At 65.1% G+C, this 21503-nt stretch carries 21 protein-coding genes; 10 read left to right on the forward strand and 11 right to left on the reverse strand.

The genetic code is table 11. The features are described 5' to 3' along the window. Nucleotides 1–25: 25 nt before the first annotated feature. Nucleotides 26–751 carry an EF-hand domain-containing protein gene (locus IE122_RS05790; RefSeq protein WP_189620139.1) on the forward strand — a complete coding sequence of 242 codons (726 nt, stop codon included), beginning with the start codon at nucleotides 26–28 and terminating at the stop codon, nucleotides 749–751. A 65-nt stretch (nucleotides 752–816) separates the two neighbouring features. Here the strand turns inward: IE122_RS05790 and serA are convergent, their stop codons facing one another. Both serA and IE122_RS05800 read right to left on the reverse strand, forming a co-directional pair. Beyond that, entirely contained in the window at nucleotides 817–2403 is a 1587-nt protein-coding gene (serA, locus tag IE122_RS05795; protein WP_189620140.1) for a phosphoglycerate dehydrogenase, read from the reverse strand. A gap of 149 nt (nucleotides 2404–2552) precedes the next feature. Beyond that, entirely contained in the window at nucleotides 2553–3680 is a 1128-nt protein-coding gene (locus tag IE122_RS05800; RefSeq protein ID WP_189620141.1) for a phosphoserine transaminase, read from the reverse strand. A gap of 176 nt (nucleotides 3681–3856) precedes the next feature. Here IE122_RS05800 and IE122_RS05805 point away from each other — a divergent pair, with 176 nt between their 5' ends. Next, nucleotides 3857–4522: an extensin family protein gene (locus tag IE122_RS05805; protein WP_189620142.1), complete on the forward strand. Its 666-nt coding sequence runs from the start codon at nucleotides 3857–3859 to the stop codon at nucleotides 4520–4522. A 94-nt stretch (nucleotides 4523–4616) separates the two neighbouring features. Continuing rightward, nucleotides 4617–5321 carry a DUF2490 domain-containing protein gene (locus tag IE122_RS05810; protein WP_189620143.1) on the forward strand — a complete coding sequence of 235 codons (705 nt, stop codon included), beginning with the start codon at nucleotides 4617–4619 and terminating at the stop codon, nucleotides 5319–5321. A gap of 2 nt (nucleotides 5322–5323) precedes the next feature. Here the strand turns inward: IE122_RS05810 and IE122_RS05815 are convergent, their stop codons facing one another. From IE122_RS05815 to ykgO, 6 genes are all read right to left on the reverse strand, one after another. Continuing rightward, complete coding sequence (locus IE122_RS05815; RefSeq protein ID WP_189620144.1) at nucleotides 5324–6088, reverse strand: proteasome-type protease; 765 nt, start codon at nucleotides 6086–6088, stop codon at nucleotides 5324–5326. Nucleotides 6089–6143: 55 nt separating this feature from the next. After that, nucleotides 6144–7007 (reverse strand): transglutaminase family protein, encoded by an 864-nt coding sequence (locus IE122_RS05820; RefSeq protein ID WP_189620145.1) that lies wholly within the window; start codon nucleotides 7005–7007, stop codon nucleotides 6144–6146. A 41-nt stretch (nucleotides 7008–7048) separates the two neighbouring features. Further along, nucleotides 7049–7996 (reverse strand): alpha-E domain-containing protein, encoded by a 948-nt coding sequence (locus IE122_RS05825; RefSeq protein WP_189620146.1) that lies wholly within the window; start codon nucleotides 7994–7996, stop codon nucleotides 7049–7051. A 40-nt stretch (nucleotides 7997–8036) separates the two neighbouring features. After that, nucleotides 8037–9446, reverse strand: a complete 1410-nt coding sequence (locus tag IE122_RS05830; RefSeq protein ID WP_189620253.1) for a circularly permuted type 2 ATP-grasp protein — start codon at nucleotides 9444–9446, stop codon at nucleotides 8037–8039. Nucleotides 9447–9590: 144 nt separating this feature from the next. Continuing rightward, on the reverse strand, nucleotides 9591–10232 hold the full coding sequence (locus IE122_RS05835; RefSeq protein ID WP_189620147.1) for an HAD-IA family hydrolase: 642 nt from the start codon (nucleotides 10230–10232) through the stop codon (nucleotides 9591–9593). Between the two features lie 96 nt (nucleotides 10233–10328). Beyond that, complete coding sequence (ykgO, locus tag IE122_RS05840) at nucleotides 10329–10454, reverse strand: type B 50S ribosomal protein L36 (protein ID WP_003046794.1); 126 nt, start codon at nucleotides 10452–10454, stop codon at nucleotides 10329–10331. A 267-nt stretch (nucleotides 10455–10721) separates the two neighbouring features. Between ykgO and IE122_RS05845 the strand changes: the two genes are divergently transcribed. From IE122_RS05845 to IE122_RS05855, 3 genes are all read left to right on the forward strand, one after another. Continuing rightward, on the forward strand, nucleotides 10722–11504 hold the full coding sequence (locus tag IE122_RS05845; protein WP_189620148.1) for a DUF4136 domain-containing protein: 783 nt from the start codon (nucleotides 10722–10724) through the stop codon (nucleotides 11502–11504). Nucleotides 11505–11582: 78 nt separating this feature from the next. Continuing rightward, a complete protein-coding gene (locus IE122_RS05850; RefSeq protein ID WP_229813800.1) occupies nucleotides 11583–12242 on the forward strand; it encodes a DUF4136 domain-containing protein in 660 nt (219 codons plus the stop codon). Then, nucleotides 12239–13378: a M14 family metallopeptidase gene (locus tag IE122_RS05855; RefSeq protein WP_189620149.1), complete on the forward strand. Its 1140-nt coding sequence runs from the start codon at nucleotides 12239–12241 to the stop codon at nucleotides 13376–13378. The genes IE122_RS05850 and IE122_RS05855 overlap by 4 nt, the downstream gene beginning before the upstream one ends. 245 nt (nucleotides 13379–13623) lie before the next feature. On the opposite strand, the gene IE122_RS05860 is transcribed toward IE122_RS05855, so the two are convergent. From IE122_RS05860 to IE122_RS05870, 3 genes are read right to left on the reverse strand one after another with little or no spacing between them, the layout of a single operon-like run. Then, entirely contained in the window at nucleotides 13624–14085 is a 462-nt protein-coding gene (locus IE122_RS05860; RefSeq protein WP_189620150.1) for a cytidine deaminase, read from the reverse strand. Then, a complete protein-coding gene (locus tag IE122_RS05865) occupies nucleotides 14082–14819 on the reverse strand; it encodes a glycoside hydrolase family 25 protein (protein ID WP_373299110.1) in 738 nt (245 codons plus the stop codon). Before IE122_RS05865 ends, IE122_RS05860 begins: the two co-directional genes overlap by 4 nt. A gap of 14 nt (nucleotides 14820–14833) precedes the next feature. Further along, the gene (locus tag IE122_RS05870; RefSeq protein ID WP_189620151.1) at nucleotides 14834–15316 is read right to left on the reverse strand and encodes a UPF0262 family protein; all 483 of its coding nucleotides are present in this window, start codon (nucleotides 15314–15316) and stop codon (nucleotides 14834–14836) included. A gap of 163 nt (nucleotides 15317–15479) precedes the next feature. Between IE122_RS05870 and IE122_RS05875 the strand changes: the two genes are divergently transcribed. From IE122_RS05875 to IE122_RS05890, 4 genes are all read left to right on the forward strand, one after another. Continuing rightward, the gene (locus IE122_RS05875; protein ID WP_189620256.1) at nucleotides 15480–16994 is read left to right on the forward strand and encodes a replicative DNA helicase; all 1515 of its coding nucleotides are present in this window, start codon (nucleotides 15480–15482) and stop codon (nucleotides 16992–16994) included. Between the two features lie 97 nt (nucleotides 16995–17091). Next, entirely contained in the window at nucleotides 17092–18168 is a 1077-nt protein-coding gene (locus tag IE122_RS05880) for a sensor histidine kinase (protein ID WP_189620152.1), read from the forward strand. Nucleotides 18169–18289: 121 nt separating this feature from the next. Then, nucleotides 18290–20215 (forward strand): ATP-dependent zinc metalloprotease FtsH, encoded by a 1926-nt coding sequence (gene ftsH / locus IE122_RS05885; protein WP_189620153.1) that lies wholly within the window; start codon nucleotides 18290–18292, stop codon nucleotides 20213–20215. A gap of 293 nt (nucleotides 20216–20508) precedes the next feature. Further along, the gene (locus IE122_RS05890) at nucleotides 20509–21501 is read left to right on the forward strand and encodes a LysR family transcriptional regulator (RefSeq protein WP_189620154.1); all 993 of its coding nucleotides are present in this window, start codon (nucleotides 20509–20511) and stop codon (nucleotides 21499–21501) included. Nucleotides 21502–21503 lie beyond the last annotated feature (2 nt).

The following is a 21503-nucleotide window of genomic DNA, read 5'->3' on the forward strand; positions in this document are numbered from 1 at the left end:
TCCACTCCATCGACGGTGTCAGACCATGCGCAAGATCGCACCAGCCATCCTCTCCATCCTGCTGCTCTCCGCCGTTCCGGTGCATGCCCAGGACATGCCCGGCGGCGGCATGGATCCGGGAGGAGACGACGGCGGCGGTGATGGCCCGGTTGCCGCTCACGCCCCGGCACCGCCGCGCCCCATCAAGCGTGAACGGTTCGACAAGATGGTCACCGCGATGTTCGAGAGCGGCGATACCAACCACGATGGCAGCGTGACCCTGCCCGAATTCAACGCGCTGATCGATGCCCGCCGTTTTGCCGCGATCGACGCCCGCTTCGCCAAGGCCGACACGAACCGCGACGGCATGCTCTCGCGCGATGAATTTGTCGCCTGGCAACGCCAGATGGGCTCCGCCGCCAGCGACGAGACGACCGCGCGCAGCGCGGGCGGCGCAGTCATAGCCGAAACGATTGCGCCGCCGCTCGGCAAGGACATGGATGACCTGTTGCTGTCGCGTCTGATCGACCCGCTCAGCGCGACGGTGATCGCGCAGGCCAACACCAATTACGACGCCGGTCTCTCGCTGCAGGAACTGCTGGCCTACGAGGGCGCGCGCTTCGATGCCGCTGACAGGAACCATGACGGATACCTGGATTTTCAGGAGCTGCGCCCGTCACGCAGCGGCGGCCAGGGCCCCATGGGTGATCGCCTCCCCGGCGGGCCGCCGCCGGACGGCATGCCGCCCTGCCCGCCCGGCAGTGGCTGCTGACCGCATGACGAAAAAGGGCCGGTGCCTTGCGGCATCGGCCCTTTCCCGTTGGAACCTGGTGGCAATCAGGCGAACTTGAGCGCCTTGACCGTCTTCACGCCCGGCAACTGGCAGGCTGCCTGCAGTACGTTTTCGGGCACCGGGCTATCGACCGAGAGCAGCAGCACCGCTTCACCGCCGGCCGCGTGACGGCCGAGATTAAAGGTGCCGATGTTGATGCCGTTTTCGCCCAGCAGGGTGCCGATGCGGCCGATGAAGCCGGGGGCATCCTGGTTGACGATGTACATCATGTCGCCCGACAGGTCGGCCTCGACCTTGATCGCGAACAGTTCGACGAGGCGCGGCTCGACATTGTTGAACAGCGTTCCGGCGACCGAGCGTTCGCCCGCATCGGTCTTGACCGAAACGCGCACCAGCGTGTGGTAATCTCCCTCACGCTCGGTCTTCACCTCGCGCACTTCCAGGCCGCGCTCCTTGGCGAGGAACGGGGCGTTGACCATGTTCACCGTGTCAGAAGACACGCGCAGGAACCCGGCCAGCACCGCCGCCGTGATCGGCTTCTGGTTCAGTTCCGCCGCCGCGCCCTCGACGTGGATCGAAATCCGGGGCACCGCATCGCGGGTCAACTGGCCGACCAGGCTGCCGAGCCGTTCTGCCAGCGCCATGTAGGGCTTGAGCTTGGGCGCTTCCTCGGCCGAGAGGCTGGGCATGTTGAGGGCGTTGGTGACGCCGCCGTTAACGAGGAAATCGGCCATCTGCTCGGCCACCTGAAGCGCGACGTTGACCTGCGCTTCGGTGGTGCTGGCGCCCAGGTGCGGGGTGCAGATGAAGTTGGGCGTGCCGAACAGCGGCGATTCCTTGGCCGGCTCGGTCTGGAACACGTCGAGCGCGGCCCCGGCAACCTGACCTGAATCCATCGCTTCCTTGAGCGCCGCCTCGTCGATCAGGCCACCGCGCGCGCAGTTGACGATGCGCAAGCCCTTCTTGGTCTTGGCCAGGTTTTCGCGGCTGAGGATGTTGCGGGTCTGGTCGGTCAGCGGGGTATGCAGGGTGATGAAGTCCGCCTTGGCCAGCAGCGTGTCCAGATCGGCCTTTTCCACGCCCAGTTCGATCGCGCGCTCGGGCGAGAGGAACGGGTCGAAGGCGACGACCTTCATGCGCAGGCCGAGCGCGCGGCTGGCGACGATCGAACCGATGTTGCCCGCGCCGATCAGGCCCAGCGTCTTGCCGGTGACTTCGACGCCCATGAAGCCGTTCTTCGGCCACAGGCCCGCCTGCGTCTGCGCGTTGGCTTCGGGGATCTGGCGCGCCAGCGCGAACATCATGGCGATGGCGTGTTCGGCGGTGGTGATGGAGTTGCCGAACGGGGTGTTCATCACCACCACGCCCTGCGCCGAAGCCGCCGGGATATCGACGTTATCGACACCGATGCCGGCGCGGCCGATCACCTTGAGGTTCTTGGCAGCAGCCAGGATTTCCTTGGTCACCTTGGTCGACGAGCGGATGGCGAGACCATCGTATTCGCCGATGCGGGCGATCAGTTGCTCGGGCGTCTCGCCGGTGATGACGTCGACGTCACAACCCATCTCGGCGAAGATCCGGGCGGCATTGGGGTCCATCTTGTCGGAGATGAGGACTTTGGGCTTGGTCATGATCTTGTTCCTTGCTCTGGCGCTATTCGGCCATGGCGGAGGCTTGAAACCTGCTTTCGTCATCCCCGCGAAAGCGGGGACCCATTTGCGCTATCCAGCAAGGAAGCGAAGAAACTGGGTTCCCGCTTTCGCGGGAATGACGACGGTGTTCAGGATTTGGCGGTGGCGTAGGCCCAGTCGAGCCAGGGGCCGAGATCGACGATATCCTGCGTTTCCACAGTCGCACCGCACCAGATGCGCAGGCCAGCCGGGGCATCGCGATAGCCGGCGACATCATAGGCCGCATCCTGCTTTTCGAGCAGGCCCGCGAACACCTTGATGAAATCGGCATCCGCACCCTCGACCGAGAGGCAGACCGAGGTCTTCGAACGGGTGGCCTCGTCCGTGGCGAGGTGGCTCAGCCAGTCGCGGTCGGCGACGATCGTGTCGAGCGCGGCGGCGTTGGCGTCCGAGCGGGCCTGAAGCCCCTTGAGACCGCCCAGCCCCTTGGCCCATTCGAGCGCGAAGATCGCATCCTCGACGGCGAGCATCGAAGGCGTGTTGATCGTTTCGCCCTTGAACACGCCTTCGGCCAGCTTGCCCTTGGACACCAGGCGGAACACCTTGGGCAGCGGCCAGGCGGGGGTGTAGGTTTCCAGCCGTTCGACCGCGCGGGGGCCGAGGATCAGGACGCCGTGACCGCCTTCTCCGCCCAGCACTTTCTGCCAGGAGAAGGTGGCGACATCGATCTTCGACCAGTCGATATCATAGGCGAACACCGCGCTGGTCGCATCGGCAAAGGTCAGCCCTTCGCGATCGGCTGGGATCCAGTCCGCGTTGGGGACGCGCACGCCAGAGGTGGTGCCGTTCCAGGTGAACAGCACGTCGTCGGCGAAATCGACCTGCGCAAGATCGGGCAACTGGCCATAATCGGCACGGATCACGGTGGGATCGAGCCTGAGCTGCTTGGCAGCGTCAGTCACCCAGCCTTCGCCGAAGCTTTCCCAAGCCAGCGTGGTCACGCCGCGCGCGCCCAGCATGGTCCACATCGCCATTTCGAAAGCGCCGGTGTCCGAACCCGGAACGATGCCGATGCGGTGGGTATCGGGCAGTTGCAGCACTTCGCGCATCAGATCGATGCAATACTGAAGGCGCGTCTTGCCGATCTTGGCGCGATGCGAACGGCCGAGCGATTGGATGGCGAGGCTGGCGGGGGAATATCCGGGCGGCTTGGCGCAGGGACCGGAAGAAAAGAACGGGCGTGCAGGCTTGCGCGCCGGAATCACGATATCAGTCATTTAAGACTCTCCTTGCAGAGAGCTCGCGCGGCGTTGGGACCGCGTGGCCCGCCGCCGCGTCTAGACGGTTGCCGGGCAAAGTCAATCGACCAAAGGGACGGTGCCGCATTCGTCCACACCTCAACTCACCGCGTGATAAAGCGCAAATTAACCAGTTGGGGCGAATCTCCTTCATCATGCGAAAGGCGATCCCCCTCCTGCCGCTGGTGGCCCTGCTGTCCGGGTGTCTCGACATCCCGCAGGCCGATGCGCCCCGCCGTCAGACCGTGCGCCAGTCCACCACCGCGTTTTCACCACGCCCGCAATTGCGCCAGTGCCTGGCCCAGCTTGGCGCGCAGCAGGCGAACTTCATGCCGCTGGCCGATCAGTATTTCGGATCGGGGTGCTCGAATATCGGCACCGTCCGGCTGGCGTCATTGCAAAGCGACGTGGCGACGCTCGGTCTCTCCAACCTCGGCCCGGTGACCTGCACGATGGCTAACGGCTTCGCCGCCTGGGCGCGGTTCGGGGTCGACCGCGCGGCGCAGCAGATCATGGGCAGCCGCCTGTCGCGGATAGAGACCTTCGGCAGCTACAACTGCCGCAACGTGGCCGGGACCAACAAGCGATCGGGCCACGCCACCGCCAACGCCATCGATATCGCCGCCTTCGTGCTGGAAGACGGCCGCCGGATCAGCGTGCTGGACGACTGGAGCGGCGGCACGGCGGCCGAACGCCGGTTCCTGCGCGTGGTCCACGCCAGCGCCTGCAAACGCTTCGGAACGACGCTGGGGCCCGATTACAACGAGGCCCACCGCAACCACTTCCACCTGGAAGCGGACGGGAAGGATTTCTGCGGCTGATCCGGTTCGGGAGACATTTCGAGGTGTTCGGGCAACGAACGGGAAACAGCGCGTAGCTACCCGGCGGCTCCCTTCCTGAACGGATGCCCGCGCCATGCCTCGCCTTCGCTTCACGCCCTTGTCCTTGCCGATGGCAGCCATCGCCCTTGCGATGGGCGGCACGGCACCCGCGTTGGCGGCGACGCGCGAGGACGAGCAGGCCTGGATCAACCTGACCGCGATGGGACCGCTGACCGGCGAGGTGATCTATTTCGCCGAACTGCAGCCGCGCTTCGGCGATGGCCTGTCCCGGCTCGACCAGTTGCTCCTGCGCGGCGCGGTCGGCGTGAAGCTGTCGCCGGCGGTGTCGTTCTATCAGGGCTATGCGCATGTCGTGGTGCCGCTAGAGGGCGGAAGCGACGTCAACGAGGAACGCAGCTTCCAGCAACTCTCCGCCAATCTCGGCAAACCGCTGGGTATCGAACTGTCATCGCGGACACGGCTGGAACAGCGCTGGCGTTCGGACGGTAACGGCACCGGATGGCGCCTGCGCCAGATGGCACGGCTCGAAACGCCGCTGAAGGCGGACAGCGATGCGGTCAACGCGCTGGTGTGGTCCGAGGCCTTCATCGCGCTCAATTCGACGGAATGGGGGGCGCGGGCAGGCTTCGATCAGGTACGCATGTTTGCCGGCCTGGAGCTGGGGCTGGCGGGCGCATCGACGATCGAGGCGGGATACCTCAATCAGATCATCGACCGGCCGGCCGGGCAGACCCAGGTCAACCACGTCGCATCGCTGACGCTGTTTTTCCGGCACTAGAGCTATGCCGCCGCGTCCTCCCACATCGGCAGGAAGCTGTAATCGGGCAAAGCATCGAGCGCGTGCTTGAGCGCTTCGCTCCACCCGCTGGAGACAGCGCGGAAATAGGGGTCTTCAGCGGTGATACGCCGTTCGTGCAGCGGCACGAAATTGTCCCGCTCCATCACCAGAAGATCCAGCGGCAGACCAACCGACAGGTTGGCCTTAAGCGTCGAATCGAACGACACCGTCATCAGCTTCACCGCATTTTCGAAGCTCATGGTGCGGTCATAACCCCGGATCAGGATCGGGCGGCCGTACTTGGTCTCGCCGATCTGGAAGAACGGGGTATCGAAGCTGGCCTCGATGAAATTGCCTTCGGGGTAGATCAGGAACAGCCGCGGTTCCATGCCCTTGATCTGGCCGGCGACGATCATCGTCGCGCTGAACGTGCCGGCTGCGGCGGTCTCGCCGTTATCGGCGCTGCGCATCGAGATCGTGTCCTGCAGCAGATCGCCGACGATCGAGGCTACCTTGAACATCGTCGGCGCTTCGAGCAGCGAATTATGCCGGTCCTGCGGGGCCTTGTTGCGTTCCTCAAGCTGGCTGATGACCGCCTGCGTGGTCGCCAGATTGCCCGCCGTCATAACTGTGATCAGCCGTTCACCGGCAATTTCCCAGTGGTACATCTTGCGGAAAGTGGAGATGTTATCGACGCCCGAATTGGTGCGGGTGTCGCTCATCAACACCAGCCCGCGATCCAGCATCATGCCCACGCAATACGTCATTCGCTCATGCCCCTGCAGAGCCCGGCTTTCCGCGATGGCGGAGTTGCCGGCCGATCTAGCCGCCTTGTGCCTGGCTTTGCGAGCCTTCGGACTGTTGCTGCTGCTGCCCGCCTAGCACCTTATCGCTTACCGACAAATCGACGGTGAGCGAAGTTTCCCCGGCTCCCATCGCCATACCGGTAATCGGTGCAGCCTCGCCATAGTCGCAACCGGTGGCTACGCGGATATACCGCTCGTCCGGGCAGACCTTGTTCGAAATATCGAAACCGACCCAGCCCAGCCCCGGAATATGCGCCTCGGCCCAGCCATGACCGGCTTCCTGCTCCACGCGATCTTCCATCCACAGATACCCGCCGACATAGCGCATCGGGATGTCCAGCAGGCGACCGGCGCTGATGAAGACATGGGCATGGTCCTGGCAGACCCCCTTGCCGGCGGCCAGCGCCTGTTCGGCGGTGGTGGTGACATCGGTGACGCCCGGCTCGTAGACCACCTGCTCGGCGATCAGGCCGGACAGGGCGTGGAGGAAGCCGAGGGTATCGGCACGGTCATGCTCGACCGCAGCCACCAGCGCGCGCACGCGGTTGCCGGCGCGGGTCAGCGGGGTCGGCCGCAGGAAGCACCACAGCGGCATGTGCCCGGAGTGCTGGCCGGTCACCCCGGCCCGATCCACTGTGCTGACCGAACCCCGGCAGGTGACGACCACTTCGGACACCCCCGGCTCGATCGTGACCAGCGTGGTGTGGTTGTTGTGCTGGTCCTCGTAAGCCGCCTGCGGCTCCGCGCCGGTGAAATCCATGTGCCACTCCAGCACCTGCTGTCCGTGCGTGGACTTGGGCTTGAGCCGCAGGCGCTGCAGCCCGTGCACGACAGGCTCGGCAAAGGTGTAGCGGGTAGTATGGCTGACGTTGAGATTCACGGCTGACGACGCCCCCCGAAGTCGCGGCCCGGTTCCGGCCTTCAATCAATAAAGCGGTAATCGGCGGCGATTGCACTGCCGAGGCGGATGGTGGCGCTGATGAATTCCTGCAGGAACTCGTGCAGCCCGGTCTCGAAGATCTCCTCGACCGACAGCGCGTGAAGCCGCGCGCCCATATCGCGTACCAGTTCGTGTGCCTGGGTTTCATGGCCGTACTGCTTGGCAAGGCCGGCCATGTTGCTGCGGATCTTGTCGTAGCTGAACACCAGGCTGCGCGGGAACCGGCCGTCGAGGATCAGGAAGCTGGCGATCCCGCGCGGGTCCATCGACCCGGCGTTGAGCCACGAATAGGCACGATCGCCCGCTACAGATCGCAGCAGCATGTCCCACTGCACGTTATCGAGGTTCGAACCGACCCACGCGACCGAGGGCAGCAGCACGTAGTATTTGACGTCAAGAATGCGGGCGGTGTTGTCCGCCCGTTCAACGAAGGTGCCGATGCGGGCGAAGTTGAACACTTCGTTGCGCAGCATCGATCCGTCCACCGCGCCGCGCACCAGCATCGCCTGCTTGCGGATTTCCGACAACACCGCGCCCAGGCTGCTTTCCTTGACCGGGCGGGCCAGCAGATCGCGCAGGATCATCCACGCCTCGTTCGTGGCTTCCCAGACCTCGTTGGTGATGCTGGTACGCACGACGCGCGCGTTGGTCCGCGCGTTCTCGATCATCTGCATGACCGAACCGGGATTGTCCTTGTCGCGCAGGATATAGTTGAACACCTGCGAGGCTTCGAACCCGCTGTACTTTTCGAGGTAGCCTTCGTCCTGCCCGGTGGTGACCAGAACCGAGCGCCATTCCTCTTCCTGCGAATCCTTGTTCCCACGGGTCAGTGCCATGTGGAAACCGACATCGATCAGGCGCGCGGTATTCTCCGCGCGTTCCAGATAGCGGGCCATCCAGTAAACGCCGTTGGCGGCACGTCCCAGCATCAGCCGCGCCCCCCCCGGCGCGTGAACCTTGTGCGCATCATCATTCGTCCAGAACCCAGCTATCCTTGGTGCCGCCGCCTTGCGACGAGTTGACCACCAGCGACCCCTTCTTGAGCGCCACGCGGGTCAGCCCGCCGGGCGTGATGTCGATCTTGTCAGGCGAAACCAGCACGAACGGCCGCAAGTCCACGTGGCGCGGGGCCAGGCCCGCCTTGGTGAAGATCGGCACGGTCGATAGCGACAGCGTCGGCTGCGCGATATAGTTGCGCGGGTTGGCCTTCAGCTTTTCGCGGAAGGCGGCGATTTCCTTGCGGCTCGCGGTCGGCCCGATCAGCATGCCGTAGCCGCCCGAACCGTGCACTTCCTTGACGACGATATCCTCAAGATTGTCGAGCACGTAAGCTAGCGAGTCCGGTTCGGAACAGCGCCAGGTCGGCACGTTCTGGAGGATCGGCTTTTCCCCGGTGTAGAATTCGACGATCTCTGGCATGTAGCTGTAGATCGCCTTGTCATCGGCGATGCCGGTGCCCGGCGCGTTGGCGATGGTGATGCCGCCCGACCGGTAGACATCCATGATCCCGGCAACGCCCAGCGCCGAAGCGGGGTTGAAGGTCAGCGGATCGAGATAATCGTCATCGACCCGGCGATAGAGGACATCGATCGCCTTGTACCCGGTGGTGGTGCGCATCGCGACGCGGCCGTCGATCACGCGCAAGTCCGACCCTTCGACCAGTTCCGCGCCCATCTGATCGGCCAGATAGGCATGTTCGAAATAGGCCGAATTGTAGATGCCGGGCGTCAGCACCGCCACCACCGGCCGTTCGCCGTTGTCGCCCGAATAGGCGGGCGGGGCGCAGGCGCGCAGCGAGCGGGCGAGCCGGCGCGGATAGTCGGAAACCGGGCGCACCGGCACCTTGGTGAACAGTTCGGGGAACATCGCCATCATCGTCTGGCGGTTTTCCAGCATGTAGGAGACGCCGGACGGGGTGCGGGCATTGTCTTCCAGCACCATGAAATCGTCCGGTCCGGTGCGGACCAGATCGATCCCGACGATGTGGGTATAGACCCCGCCGGGCGGCGTGAAACCGATCATCTGCGACAGGAAGGCATCGTTGTCCTTCAGTGCGTGGATCGGGACGCGGCCGGACTTGATGATTTCCTGCCGATGATAGAGGTCCTGGAGAAAGGCGTTCAGCGCCCTGACGCGCTGCTCGATCCCCTTGGTCAGCTTGCGCCATTCCGGTGCGGTGATGATGCGCGGGATCATGTCGAACGGGATCAGCCGTTCTTCCGCATCCGAATTGCCGTAGACATTGAAGGTGATGCCGACCCGGCGGAAGAAGCGTTCGGCTTCTGCATCCTGGCGCTTGAGCCAGAGCCGATCCTGCGCCTCGTACCAGTTGCAGAAATCGCTGTAAGCCGGGCGCACAGTGCCATCGGCATTCATCATTTCGTCGAAATTGGGAATGTTGGCTGCGCTCACATCGTGCTCCCGTTCACACGATTGATGCAACAGGATTCGGCGCTTGCCAAGGGACTACGCTGCAAGTGCGAAATAAATTGCGTAAGCCGCAATACGCAACCGCGCGAAGGATCAGCCCAAGAGGCCCCGTGCAGCAAGGTCCAACCGCAGTTTTTCGGCGTTTTCAAAGTGGTGAACCTGCCATCCCAAGGCCTTTGCGGCAGCGACGTTGGCGGCGTTGTCATCGATGAACAGCATCGCCTGCGGTCGGTATCCGAACCGTGCAGCGGCCAGATCGAAGATGGCCGGATCGGGCTTCACGATCTTCTCGTCGCCCGAAACCACGATATCGCCGAACAGATCGAACAACGGTTCGGCGCTGCGGTATTCCTTCCAGAAGGGGCTGGCGAAATTGGTGATCGCGAACAGCGGCACCCCGCGCGATGCCAGCGTGTGCACGATGTCATTGCTGCCGGGGACATTGCCGGGGATCGTTTCGAGGAAGCGGGTGGCGTAAGCGTCGATCAGCGCGTCGTGGCCGGGGAACTCGGCCTTGCGCGCGGCCACCATCTCGGCCAGATCGCGCCCCGCGTCGTGCTGGAAATGCCATTCCTCGCTGACCACGTGGCGGGTGAACCACTCCAGCCGCGCCGGATCGGTGATCAGCTTGCCGTATAGCGCCTTGAGGTCCCACTGGACCAGCACCCGGCCGACATCGAACACCACGGCGAGGACAGGCTCGTATTCGGCAACGAATTCATCGGGTTCAGACACGACAAGACCCCCGCAAATGGCGGGGGCCTTCAACACGTCAAACCATGCGCCCGTCCGCCTGAAGACCCCGCCCGAAAGCGGGGCTGGCGAACCGGATCAGCCCTGGCGGGCCTTGAAGCGGCGGTTAGTCTTGTTGATGACGTAAGTGCGGCCGCGACGACGGATCACGCGGTTGTCCCGGTGACGGTCCTTGAGCGACTTCAGGCTGTTGCGAATCTTCATCGGTTCTCTCGTCTGTCAGTGTCCGGCAACGCCCTGCCCGCAGCAGGCCCGCCACCCGAAATTCGAAGTGCGCCGTTACGGGCCACGCAGCCCCGAGTCAAGGCGCAACGTGCGCTGCAGCGCGCCTTTCACGCACCCGTGAACCTTTCTGTTCGCCGTGCAAGACGTTCATCGCGGCGCAATGTGTTCATCCGCGCGCAAGCGAAGGGGGGCTAGACCGAGCTTGGGGAATGACGTCGCGTAATATTGCGAAAGGTTCGTAAATTCATGGCCAGACCCCTGCGGCACGTTCTCCTGCGCCGGGCAGTCCTGCCCGGTTTCCTCGCGCTGACCGGTGCGGCTGTCCTGACCGGCCCGGCGCTGGCCCGGCCGGGCGGTTGGAACGATCCTTATGGGGCCGGTCCGGGGTGGCGCGGGTCGCCAATGGGCGATGGCCCCGCAAGCACCGCGCGCAGCGCCGATCCGCGCGAAGGCCGGGTCGAAGTCAGCCGCTTCGTCAGCGCCGGCCCCGGTGCCGCATCGCTCGGCAAAGGCCAGATCGCGGTCGGATCGACATCGGCGGACAAGGATTTCATGGCGTTCTCGCGCCGCGCCACGTTCGAGGCCGCCGTCATCGATGCGCTGATCCGGCAAGGCTACGACACCCGCCATGCCGACGCGCCCGGCCACCAGAGCGCATCCTTGCGCATTTCGCGCAGCGTCCTCACCCCGGCCGAGGAAAAGCGCAGCCCGGTCAGCGGCACGGCGGCGATGGAAGTGGGCTCGCGCGGGTCGGCCTATGGCCTGGCGGTCAACGTCGATCTGACCAAGCCGCGCGCCGCGCTGGTGCAGACGCGGATGGACGTGAGCATCTCTGATCCGGCCAGCGGTGCCGTGTTGTGGGAAGGCTATGCCACCATCGCCACTCGCGAGGGTGATGACAAGTGGGACGACGGCCGCATCGCCGGCAAGCTCGCCGAAGCGCTGTTCGATGCCTTCCCGCAGGGCCAGAAGGTCGATGCCCCCCACCTCGTCCAGCCTGTGTCACCTGCCGCACCGGGTGACGGTTGAGCCGACCGCTTGCATCCCGCGCAGGGGCACTGCACATCAGTCTCAGGCGCGCAAGCAACGAGAAGAAAGAAGAAAACCATGACCTCCGGCTGCCCTGATACCGATCGCTCCCCCGCCAGCCGCTGTGGCCGCGCTGCCCTTACCCGGTGGCGCGGGACTCTTGCCGCTGCGGGCGTGCTGGCATTGGCAGGGTGTGTTGCCCCGGTGGGACCGGTGGAGGTGACCCGGTTCAGCGCCCCGGCGGCGGACTTCGCCGCGCGCGGCACCGTCTCGGTGGAACCGGGACCCGGGCAGGATGCCAACAGCCTCGAATTCCGCGCCTACGCGGGCGCAGTGGCGCAGGAACTGGCGGGCCTCGGCTATCGCGCGCCGCTGCCTGGTGCAGCCCCTGCCGCGCGCGTGGCGATGCTCGATATAGAACGGCGGACCTGGCAACCCGAACGCGGCCGCAGCCCCGTATCGGTAGGCGTGGGCGGCAGCACCGGTAGCTATGGCTCAGGCCTGGGCGTCGGCCTCGGCTTCGATCTGTCCGGCCCGCCACCGGCACAGGTGGAAACGCGCCTGCATGTCATCCTGCGCGATCGGGCCGCAGCCACGCCGCTGTGGGAAGGCCGCGCCGCTTTTGTGGTGCGGGCGGATTCGCCGCTGGCACAGACCCCGCTGGGCGCGGCCAAAATGGCCGGGGCGCTGTTCAAGGGGTTTCCCGGCAACTCGGGCGAAACTATCTACGTCAAATGACGCCATTGCAGATCCACGCCGCGTTCGACGCCGGCAACATCGAAGTGCTCGACATCTCCGGGAACGAGGCACGGCTGGCCATCCGCAAGGATCACCAGTCCGACTTCTTCCAGTGGTTCCACTTCCGCGCTTCGGCTGCGGCGGGGAGCGAGCTGGTGCTACAAATCACCGGGCTGAAGGACAGCGCCTATCCGGGGGGCTGGCCCGGGTACCGCGCCCGCGTGAGCGAGGACCGCGAGGAGTGGACACAGGCCGAAACCACTTACGACGCCGAGGCGGGTATCCTCACCATCCGTTACCGGCTGGACGGCTGTATCGCGTGGTTCGCCTATTTCGCCCCCTATTCGATGGAGCGCCACCATGATCTCGTCGCCGCCGTGGCGCAAGGCGAAGGCGTCGACCATCGCACGCTGGGCACCACGCTGGATGGCCAGCCGCTCGATTGCCTGACGATGGGCGACGGGCCAACGCAGGTCTGGCTCATCGCCCGTCAGCATCCGGGCGAAACCATGGCAGAGTGGTGGATGGAAGGCGCGCTCGGCCTGTTGACCGACCCCACCAGCGCGGTCGCCCGCGAATTGCGCCGGCGCTGCCGCATCCATGTTGTCCCCAACATGAACCCCGACGGTTCGCGGCGCGGCCACTTGCGCACGAACGCCGTGGGCGTGAACCTGAACCGTGAATGGGCCGGCCCAACCGCCGAACGCTCGCCCGAAGTCCTCGCGACGCTGGCGGCCATGGATGAAACCGGCGTCGATTTCGCGATGGACGTCCATGGCGACGAGGCGATCCCAGCGGTGTTCCTCGCCGGGTTCGAAGGCATCCCGTCGCTGCGCCCCGGCCAGCGCGAAGGCTACGATCGCTATGCCTCGTTGCTGGAAAAGCGCACCCCCGATTTCCAGACCCGCATCGGCTATCCGGTGGCCCCGCCGGGGCGCAGCAACCTGACCATGGCAACCAACCAGATCGCCGAACGCTTCGCCGCGCGCGGCTGCGTCGCCATGACCCTCGAAATGCCGTTCAAGGACCACGACCCCAGCGCCGACCCGCGTCAGGGCTGGAGCCCGGAACGATCAATGCAACTGGGCCGCGATTGCCTGGGAGCACTGCTGGAATGGCTGGTGGAGCGGGAATAGGGCCGGCGCTTGGGCGCGATGTCCCGACGTTGCTCTGCACTGACGGGTTGATGTTCGTCACACAAAACTTGGTCATGCTGAATTTATTTCAGCATCCATTCCGCCACTCGCACCCAGGCGTCTTTCGGGCACAGCGGCACCGGCAGCTCCCTTTCCATGGCTTCGGCCGGAGCCGAGAAATGGGCCCTGAAACAAGTTCAGGGCGACGAGTTTGTGGACTTACCCCGTGTGCTTCGATCCGACGATCAGACGAGAGCCCCCGGCCCAAAGGCGTGCGGCAGCAGCGCGGAAAGCCGCAGTTCCAGCACCTCGTCCGGCCCGTCGCACCACACCAGCGGGTCGCTGCCGTCGAGGCCCGCCAGTTCCATCAGCACTTGCCGGCACCGGCCGCAGGGCGTGACCTGGACCGTGCTGCCCGGCGCGTCGGCGGGACCGCCGCTGACGGCAAGGGCCAGAACACCGCCCCGCCACGGCTCGCTCAGCACCTTGGCGACGGCCACGGTCTCGGCACACAGCGACAGGCCGTAGCTGGCGTTCTCCACATTCGCACCGGTTACCACCGAGCCATCGGCCAGGAGCAGCGCCGCGCCGACATTAAAACCCGAATAGGGGGCATGCGCGTGAGCGGCAACAGCGCGGGCATGGGCGATCAGGGTATCGCGGTCCAGCGGTGTCACGCTATCCGGCGAACCGCCCTGCCCGTTCATGGCTGCATCACCACCCAGCGCAGATCGCCGGCCACGACCTCGCTGGAAAGCGAGGAATTGGCGGTCCACAAGGTCCACGGCCGGCCGGCATAATCCGGCTGCCAGCGATCGCGCACCAGCCAGATGTTGCGATCGAGCTTGGCCGCGATCGCGTACCGCGCTTCGAAGGCGGGAGAAATCTTGAGGATCAGGGCTTTCCCGGTATGGGTTTCAACCTGGTTGATGAAGGTCATCAGCTCGCTCTCGACCTTCGCCTCGTTCACCGTCACCGGGCACTTGTCGGCCAGCATGTCCAGCTCGATGGCAGCCGGCAGCAGCGTCTGATCGCCGGGGACGGTGACCACGAAATTGGCCGCCTGCCGGTCTGCGGGCTGGCAGGGATCGTAGCGGTGCAGCGCGCCCACCTGCAGCCCCGCCTCGCGCGCGCCCTGCAGGTTGCCAACGAAGGCAGGATCGCGGGCAAAGGCGCTGGCGCTGGCATCTAAATAGGCAAAGTCGGCACCGATCGCCTTGATCGAGCCCCAGTTGACCGGCCCGTCCGCCTCGCCGATCTCCACGCCCTGAACGGGAAAGGCATCGCGCGGCGGTATCCAGTGATGCTGCTGCCACCACCATACTGCCGCCGCGATCAGCCCCGCCAGCAGCAGGGCGCCCAGCACCTGATAGGTGATCCCGGTGCGCCCACCACGCCCACCGCGCGGGCGACTGCGCGCCCCGCCCGCTTTCCTGGCCACCTTCGCGTTCTCCCTCAGCCCCTGATGTGCAGGACGCAGATCAGGGTGAACAATCGCCGCGCGGTCGGAAAATCGGTCTCGACCTTGCCTTCGAGACGCTCCTGCAGCAGTACCGCCGCTTCGTTGTGAACGCCGCGGCGGGCCATGTCGATCGTTTCGATCTCCTGCGGGGTGGCCTTGCGGATCGCCTGGTAATAGCTTTCGCAGATCGCGAAGTATTCGCGGATCGGCCGCCGGAACCGGCCCAGCCCCAGCACCAGCGTTTCCAGATGCTGGCCGGACCTGTCCGACACTTCCATCGAAAGCCGCCCGTCCTGCACCGACAGCCGCAGCATGTAGGGGCCTTCGAACCCGGCCTCGAACGCGCGTACCGGCTTGAACAGGTTCTCCTCGATCAGATCGAAGATGGCGATCCGCCGTTCCTGTTCGATATCCGCGTTGCGCCACAGGATGGTCGCATCGTCGAGTTCGATGTGGGAGATGCGCGTGTCCGCCATAGTGCGGATGGCCTTTACGCGCTGGCAGCGGGAAACGGCAAGCCTTGCGTGGTGCCTGCGCCCGCGAATTTCGCGCGGCCCGGTCATCCACAAGCTGTGGACAAAAATGCCGCGCACTCCCGGCTTGCGCCGCGGCCATGCCCGGAGCAATGTCCGCCGCCTCATGTCGAACACCATTGCCCTTGCCCGCGCCCCGGAAGCGGAAGCCCGCACCCTGCCCGCCAACGTCGAGGCGGAGGCAGCATTTCTGGGCGCGGTCCTGATCGACAACCGGGTTATCGAAGACCTGCCGACCCACCTCACCCCGGCGCATTTCTTCGAGCCTGTCCACGCCCGCATCTACGAACGGGTGATCCAGTTGCTCGATCGCAAGGCGGTCGTCACGCCGGTGACCCTGCGTCCCTATTTCGAGGCGGACGAAGCGCTGAAAGCGCTGGGTGGCGTAGCCTATCTGGCGCGACTGACGGCCGATAGTCAGGGCTTGCTCGCCCCGCGCGAGCTGGCCGAGCAGATCTACGATCTGGCGCTGCTGCGCGAACTGATCTCGGTCGGACGCAACCTTGTCGAAAGCGCCATGGACACTTCGGAGTCGGTGGAGCCGCTCGAACAAGTGGAGCGCGCCGAAGCGGCACTCTACAAGGTTGCCGAAGGTGCCGGCACCTCCAACGAAGCCAAGAGCTTCGGCACGGCAACCCGCGTCGCCATCCAGGCGATCGAGAAGGCGTTCAATTCTGGCGGCCACGTTTCGGGCAAGACCACCGGGCTCGATTCCGTGAACCAGAAGATCGGCGGCCTGCACGACAGCGACCTTATCATCCTGGCCGGACGTCCGGGCATGGGCAAGACCTCGCTCGCCACCAATATCGCCTACAACTGCGCGGCCCGCCTCCAGCGCGACCTGACCGACGGGATCGCGCCGGAGAAATCGGTGGGTGCCGCCACCGCGTTCTTCAGCCTCGAAATGAGCGCCGACCAGCTCGCCACCCGTATCCTTGCCGAACAGTCGGGCATCAGTTCCGAATCGCTGCGCATGGGCAAGATCAGCCGCGAGGATTTCCAGTCGCTGTCCTTCGCCAGCCAGCGACTGGCCGAGCTGCCGCTTTACATCGACGATACGCCGGCCCTGACCATCGCCGGCCTGCGGACCCGCGCGCGGCGGCTCAAGCGTCGGCACGATATCGGGCTGATCGTGGTCGATTACCTGCAACTGCTTCAGGGCTCGGGCCGCGCCAACGACAACCGCGTGAACGAGATTTCCGAAATCAGTCGTGGCCTCAAGACGCTCGCCAAGGAACTGTCCTGTCCGGTGATCGCGCTGTCCCAGCTCTCCCGCGCGGTCGAAAGCCGCGAGGACAAGAAGCCGATGCTGTCCGACCTCAGGGAATCCGGCTCGATCGAGCAGGATGCCGATATGGTCTGGTTCGTGTTTCGCGAGGACTACTACGTCAACGCCACCGAACCCAAGTATCCGACCGAGACCGATCCACCGGATGTCCACGAAAAGCACCGCTTGTGGAGCGAGAAGATGGAACAGGTGACGGGCCTGGCAGAACTGATCGTCGCCAAGCAGCGCCACGGTTCCACCGGCCGGGTGCGCCTGCGCTTCGAATCGCGGATCACCAAGTTCTCCGACCTTGCGCCCGAGGATATGCGCGCGTCTGCTTACGACGACGACTGAACGACGGCGCCGGCCGTCCGGGAACTATCGCCGTGCCGATGCGTACCAATCGGTAGCACGGCCCGGGGGCGTCCCGCGATCTGCTGCGGAGCATGCTGTGACCAGTCAATCCGACCCCGAACAACGCGCGTTCCGGGCGACCTTCATCGAGAGACTGCCGCTGGCCGGGAACCGCCCATACCTCGGCTATGGCGGAGCGATCGCACTGTCGGTGGTCGCGTTGTGGCTGCGGTGGGAGATGGATTGGGCGTTTCCGCCGGGCTATCCGTTCCTGACATTTTTTCCGGCAGTTATCCTGTCATCTTTCCTGTTCGGGCCGCGGCCGGGCATTCTGGCCGGTCTGCTGTGCGGCGCGTTCGCGTGGTACTTCTTCGTTGCGCCCCGGGTGGGGCCGATCATCACCGCCAGGACGATCACCAGCATGTTGTTCTACGCCGGCGTGGTGACGATCGATATCGTGCTGGTCCACCTCATGCAGCGCGCCAACCGGCGGCTGGCCGACGCGCGCGAGAATGTGCGGTTGCTGGCAGAAGAGCGCGGACAACTGGCAGAACGCGCACAAGTGCTGTTCCAGGAATTGCAGCACCGGGTGGGTAACAACCTGCAGATGGTCGGCGCGGTGCTGGCGCTGCAATTGCGCACGCTCAAGGAGCCGACAGCGCGCCAGGCCATCTCGGATGCGGCGGCCAGGCTCACCGTCATCGGCCGGATCCAGCGCCAGCTCTACAGCCCGGACGGCCGGATGGTCGCGCTCGATACGTTCATCCGCCAGGTGGCCGAGGCGGTCATGGCCAGCAGCGGCCGCCCAGGTACCGAATGCCGGATCGAGGCCGAGGAAGGGATCGACGTCGGCTCGGAAAGCGCGGTGCCGATCGCGCTGATCCTGACCGAGGCGATCGCCAACGCGCTGGAGCACGCCCTTCCCGACGGCGCGAACGGGGTCATCGAGATCGACGTGCGCCGCGAGGGCGAGCTGGTGGCGCTGACCGTGCGCGATCATGGCGCGGGCTTGCCCGACGGCTTTTCGATCGATGCGGTGGACAGCATCGGCCTGCGCATTTCGCGGGTGCTGAGCGAGCAATTGCTGGCGGAATACCGGCTGGACAACAGCCACCCCGGCACCCGCATGGCGTTGCGCATACCCGCCGCCCAGCTCGTCCGCAGCCCGCCCTGAACGGTCCGGGCCCGGCCGTTTCTCCGGCAAATCGCCTTTCGCGTTCGTGCCTGCCATGCTGTTAGCTTGAGATTCAGTCCGGCTCGCCTACATTGGCAGGGCAAAGGACGGACCTGCTTCGATGAACGATAATCAGCCTAACGGAAATCCCTGGATCAAGAGCCTGCTGGTCTGGGTGGGCATCTTTCTGGCGCTGCTGATGGTGGTGTCCATATTCAGCCAGCGCACGCAGAGCGGGCCTTCGATCGCCTATTCGGAATTCCGCAACCGGGTTTCGGCGGGCACTGTCGCGCAGGTCCAGATCGGGACTGACCGGATCGACGGCAAGTTCACGAACGGTGACAGCTTCTCCACCGTGCCGATCGCGGCTGACACCACGCTGCCGCAACTGCTGCAGGACAAGGGCGTCAAGTACGAAGGCAAGGCCCAGGAAGAGGGCGGGATCATGGCCTATATCCTGGTCCAGACCCTGCCCTTCCTGCTGATCCTGGGCATCGCCTTCTTCGCGCTGCGCCAGGTCCAGAAGGGCGGCGGTTCCGGGGCGATGGGCTTTGGCAAGTCCAAAGCCAAGCTGCTGACCGAACGCTCGGGCCGGGTCACGTTCGACGACGTCGCCGGTATCGACGAAGCGCGCGAGGAGCTGCAGGAAATCGTCGAGTTCCTGCGCGATCCCAACCGCTTTTCCAAGCTCGGCGGCCAGATCCCGAAGGGCGCGCTCCTGGTCGGCTCGCCCGGTACCGGCAAGACCCTGCTCGCCCGCGCCATCGCCGGGGAGGCCGGCGTGCCGTTCTTCACCATCTCCGGCTCGGACTTCGTCGAAATGTTCGTCGGCGTCGGCGCAAGCCGCGTGCGCGACATGTTCGAGCAGGCCAAGAAGAACGCGCCGTGCATCGTCTTCATCGACGAAATCGACGCGGTCGGCCGCCATCGCGGCCATGGCCTCGGCAATTCGAACGACGAGCGCGAGCAGACGCTGAACCAGTTGCTGGTCGAGATGGACGGGTTCGAGGCGAACGAAGGCATCATCATCATCGCCGCCACCAACCGCCCCGACGTGCTGGACCCGGCGCTGCTGCGCCCCGGCCGGTTCGACCGGCAGGTGGTTGTGCCGGTGCCGGACATCGAAGGGCGCGAAAAGATCCTGTCGGTGCACATGAAGAAAGTGCCGCTCGCCCCCGACGTCAACCCGCGCGTCATCGCGCGCGGCACGCCCGGCTTCTCGGGCGCGGACCTTGCCAACCTCGTCAACGAGGCGGCGCTGCTGGCGGCGCGACGCAACAAGCGTCTGGTCGCCATGCAGGAGTTCGAGGACGCCAAGGACAAGGTCATGATGGGGGCGGAACGCCGCTCCATGGTGATGACCGACGACGAGAAGAAGATGACCGCCTATCACGAGGCGGGCCACGCGATCGTCAGCCTCAACGAAGCCGCGTCCGATCCGATCCACAAGGCAACGATCATCCCGCGCGGCCGCGCGCTGGGCATGGTCATGCGACTGCCGGAGCGGGACAGCTATTCGTACCATCGCGACAAGATGCTGGCGAACCTCTCGGTCGCGATGGGCGGCCGCGTCGCCGAGGAGATCATCTTCGGCTATGATAAGGTTTCGTCCGGCGCATCGTCCGATATCCAGTATGCCACCGGCCTCGCCCGCAACATGGTCACCAAGTGGGGCATGTCCGACAAGCTGGGCCCGCTGCAATACGAAGAGCAGCAGGAAGGCTATCTCGGCATGGGCGGTTCGCACCGGACGATGGCCTCTGACGAGACCAACAAGGTGATCGACAGCGAAATCCGCGCGCTGGTGGACAATGCCCACAAGCGCGCCACCCAGATCCTCACTGATCAGGGCGAGGCGCTCCACACGCTGGCGCAGGCGATGCTCGAATACGAGACGCTTTCGGGCGACGAGATCAAACAGTTGCTGGATACCGGGACGATCGACCGGCCAAACGAACCGCGCGGCAATGCGACGCCGCGCCCGGCCAGCGGGTCGTCCATCCCCCGCGCCGGCAAGCGCTTTTCCGGGGGCCCTGCTCCGGCCTGATCGAAATAAGGTTTCTCCCGTCTCGGGAGAATGCAGGAGGGGGCGTTGACCTGACGGGGTCGACGCCCTTTTTTTGCTGTCGGGAAAAGTCGGTCTTGCGGCCCCACGCCCTCCCCGCCGGCACCGATTCCGCCGTATCCGACACAAATTGACCATCTGGAATTGATTATTGCGCCGCCATGGGCCACGATGGCGCAGCAAGACAGGGCGGCAACCGGCATGAACAATCTGCCAGCCCCCTGATCGGCGCGATTCGCACATCCCCGGTTTCGCGCGTGAGAGAGGAAACCACGATGGACATTCGCCATCTGCGCTATTTCGTCGGTATTGCCGAGTGCGGCAGTCTGATGCGGGCGAGCGAGCGGCTGCACGTCGCCCAGCCCGCGCTCAGCGTCCACATCAGCAATCTGGAGGTGGAACTGCGCGTCAAGCTGATGGAGCGCAGCAATCGTGGCATCAAGCTGACCACCGAAGGGCAACTGCTCTACGATCGCGCCAAGACGCTGCTGGGGTATTTCAACGATACCATCAAGGTGGTGCGCAACCAGCGCGAAACGCCGGGCGGCGAGGTATCGATCGGCCTGCCTTCCACCACGGCGGCGGCGCTGTCTCCCTCGCTCTATCGTCGGGTGAGCGAGGAACTGCCCGACGTGACGCTGTACATCACCGATGCCAGCACCGCGATGGTCTATGAACTGATGCAGGAGCAGCGGCTGGATCTGGCGATCCTGTTCAACACCCCCGACAGCGTCGAACTGGAACTGACCCCGGCCGGGTTCAATGACTACTTCGTCTATGGCGTGCCCGACCTGCTGCCCGCCGGTGGCGACATGGAGTTCGACGACCTGTTCGATTGCCCGCTGGTGCTGCCTTCGCACGCCAGCACCTGGCGCAAGATCCTCGACGATATCGCCGAGCGGCGCGGCAAGCGGCTGGTGACGACTGTGGAGAGCGAATCGTACAACGTCCTGCGCGCCATCACCCTCGACGGACTGGCATGCTGCGTCCTGGGCGGCTGTGCGCTGCGCGATGATGTTGCGGCAGGAAGACTTGTCGCCCGGCGGCTGATCAATCCGAGTGCGCGCGGTGTCCTTACGGTCGCCCGCCTGCAAAGCGCGGTGCCCAGCCCCGCAGTCGATGCGGTGAAGACGATCCTGATCGAGGAATCCCGCAAGGCTTACAACTGGCACGAACCGGCCGGCGATGAACCGAACGTCCTGCCGATGCTGCGCGCCTTGCCGACCAAGGTTCTGCCGCAGGAACGGGCGACTTCGGCCACCCGCTGATC

The organism is Novosphingobium colocasiae (assembly GCF_014652555.1).
In the GTDB taxonomy this organism is placed as follows: domain Bacteria; phylum Pseudomonadota; class Alphaproteobacteria; order Sphingomonadales; family Sphingomonadaceae; genus Novosphingobium; species Novosphingobium colocasiae.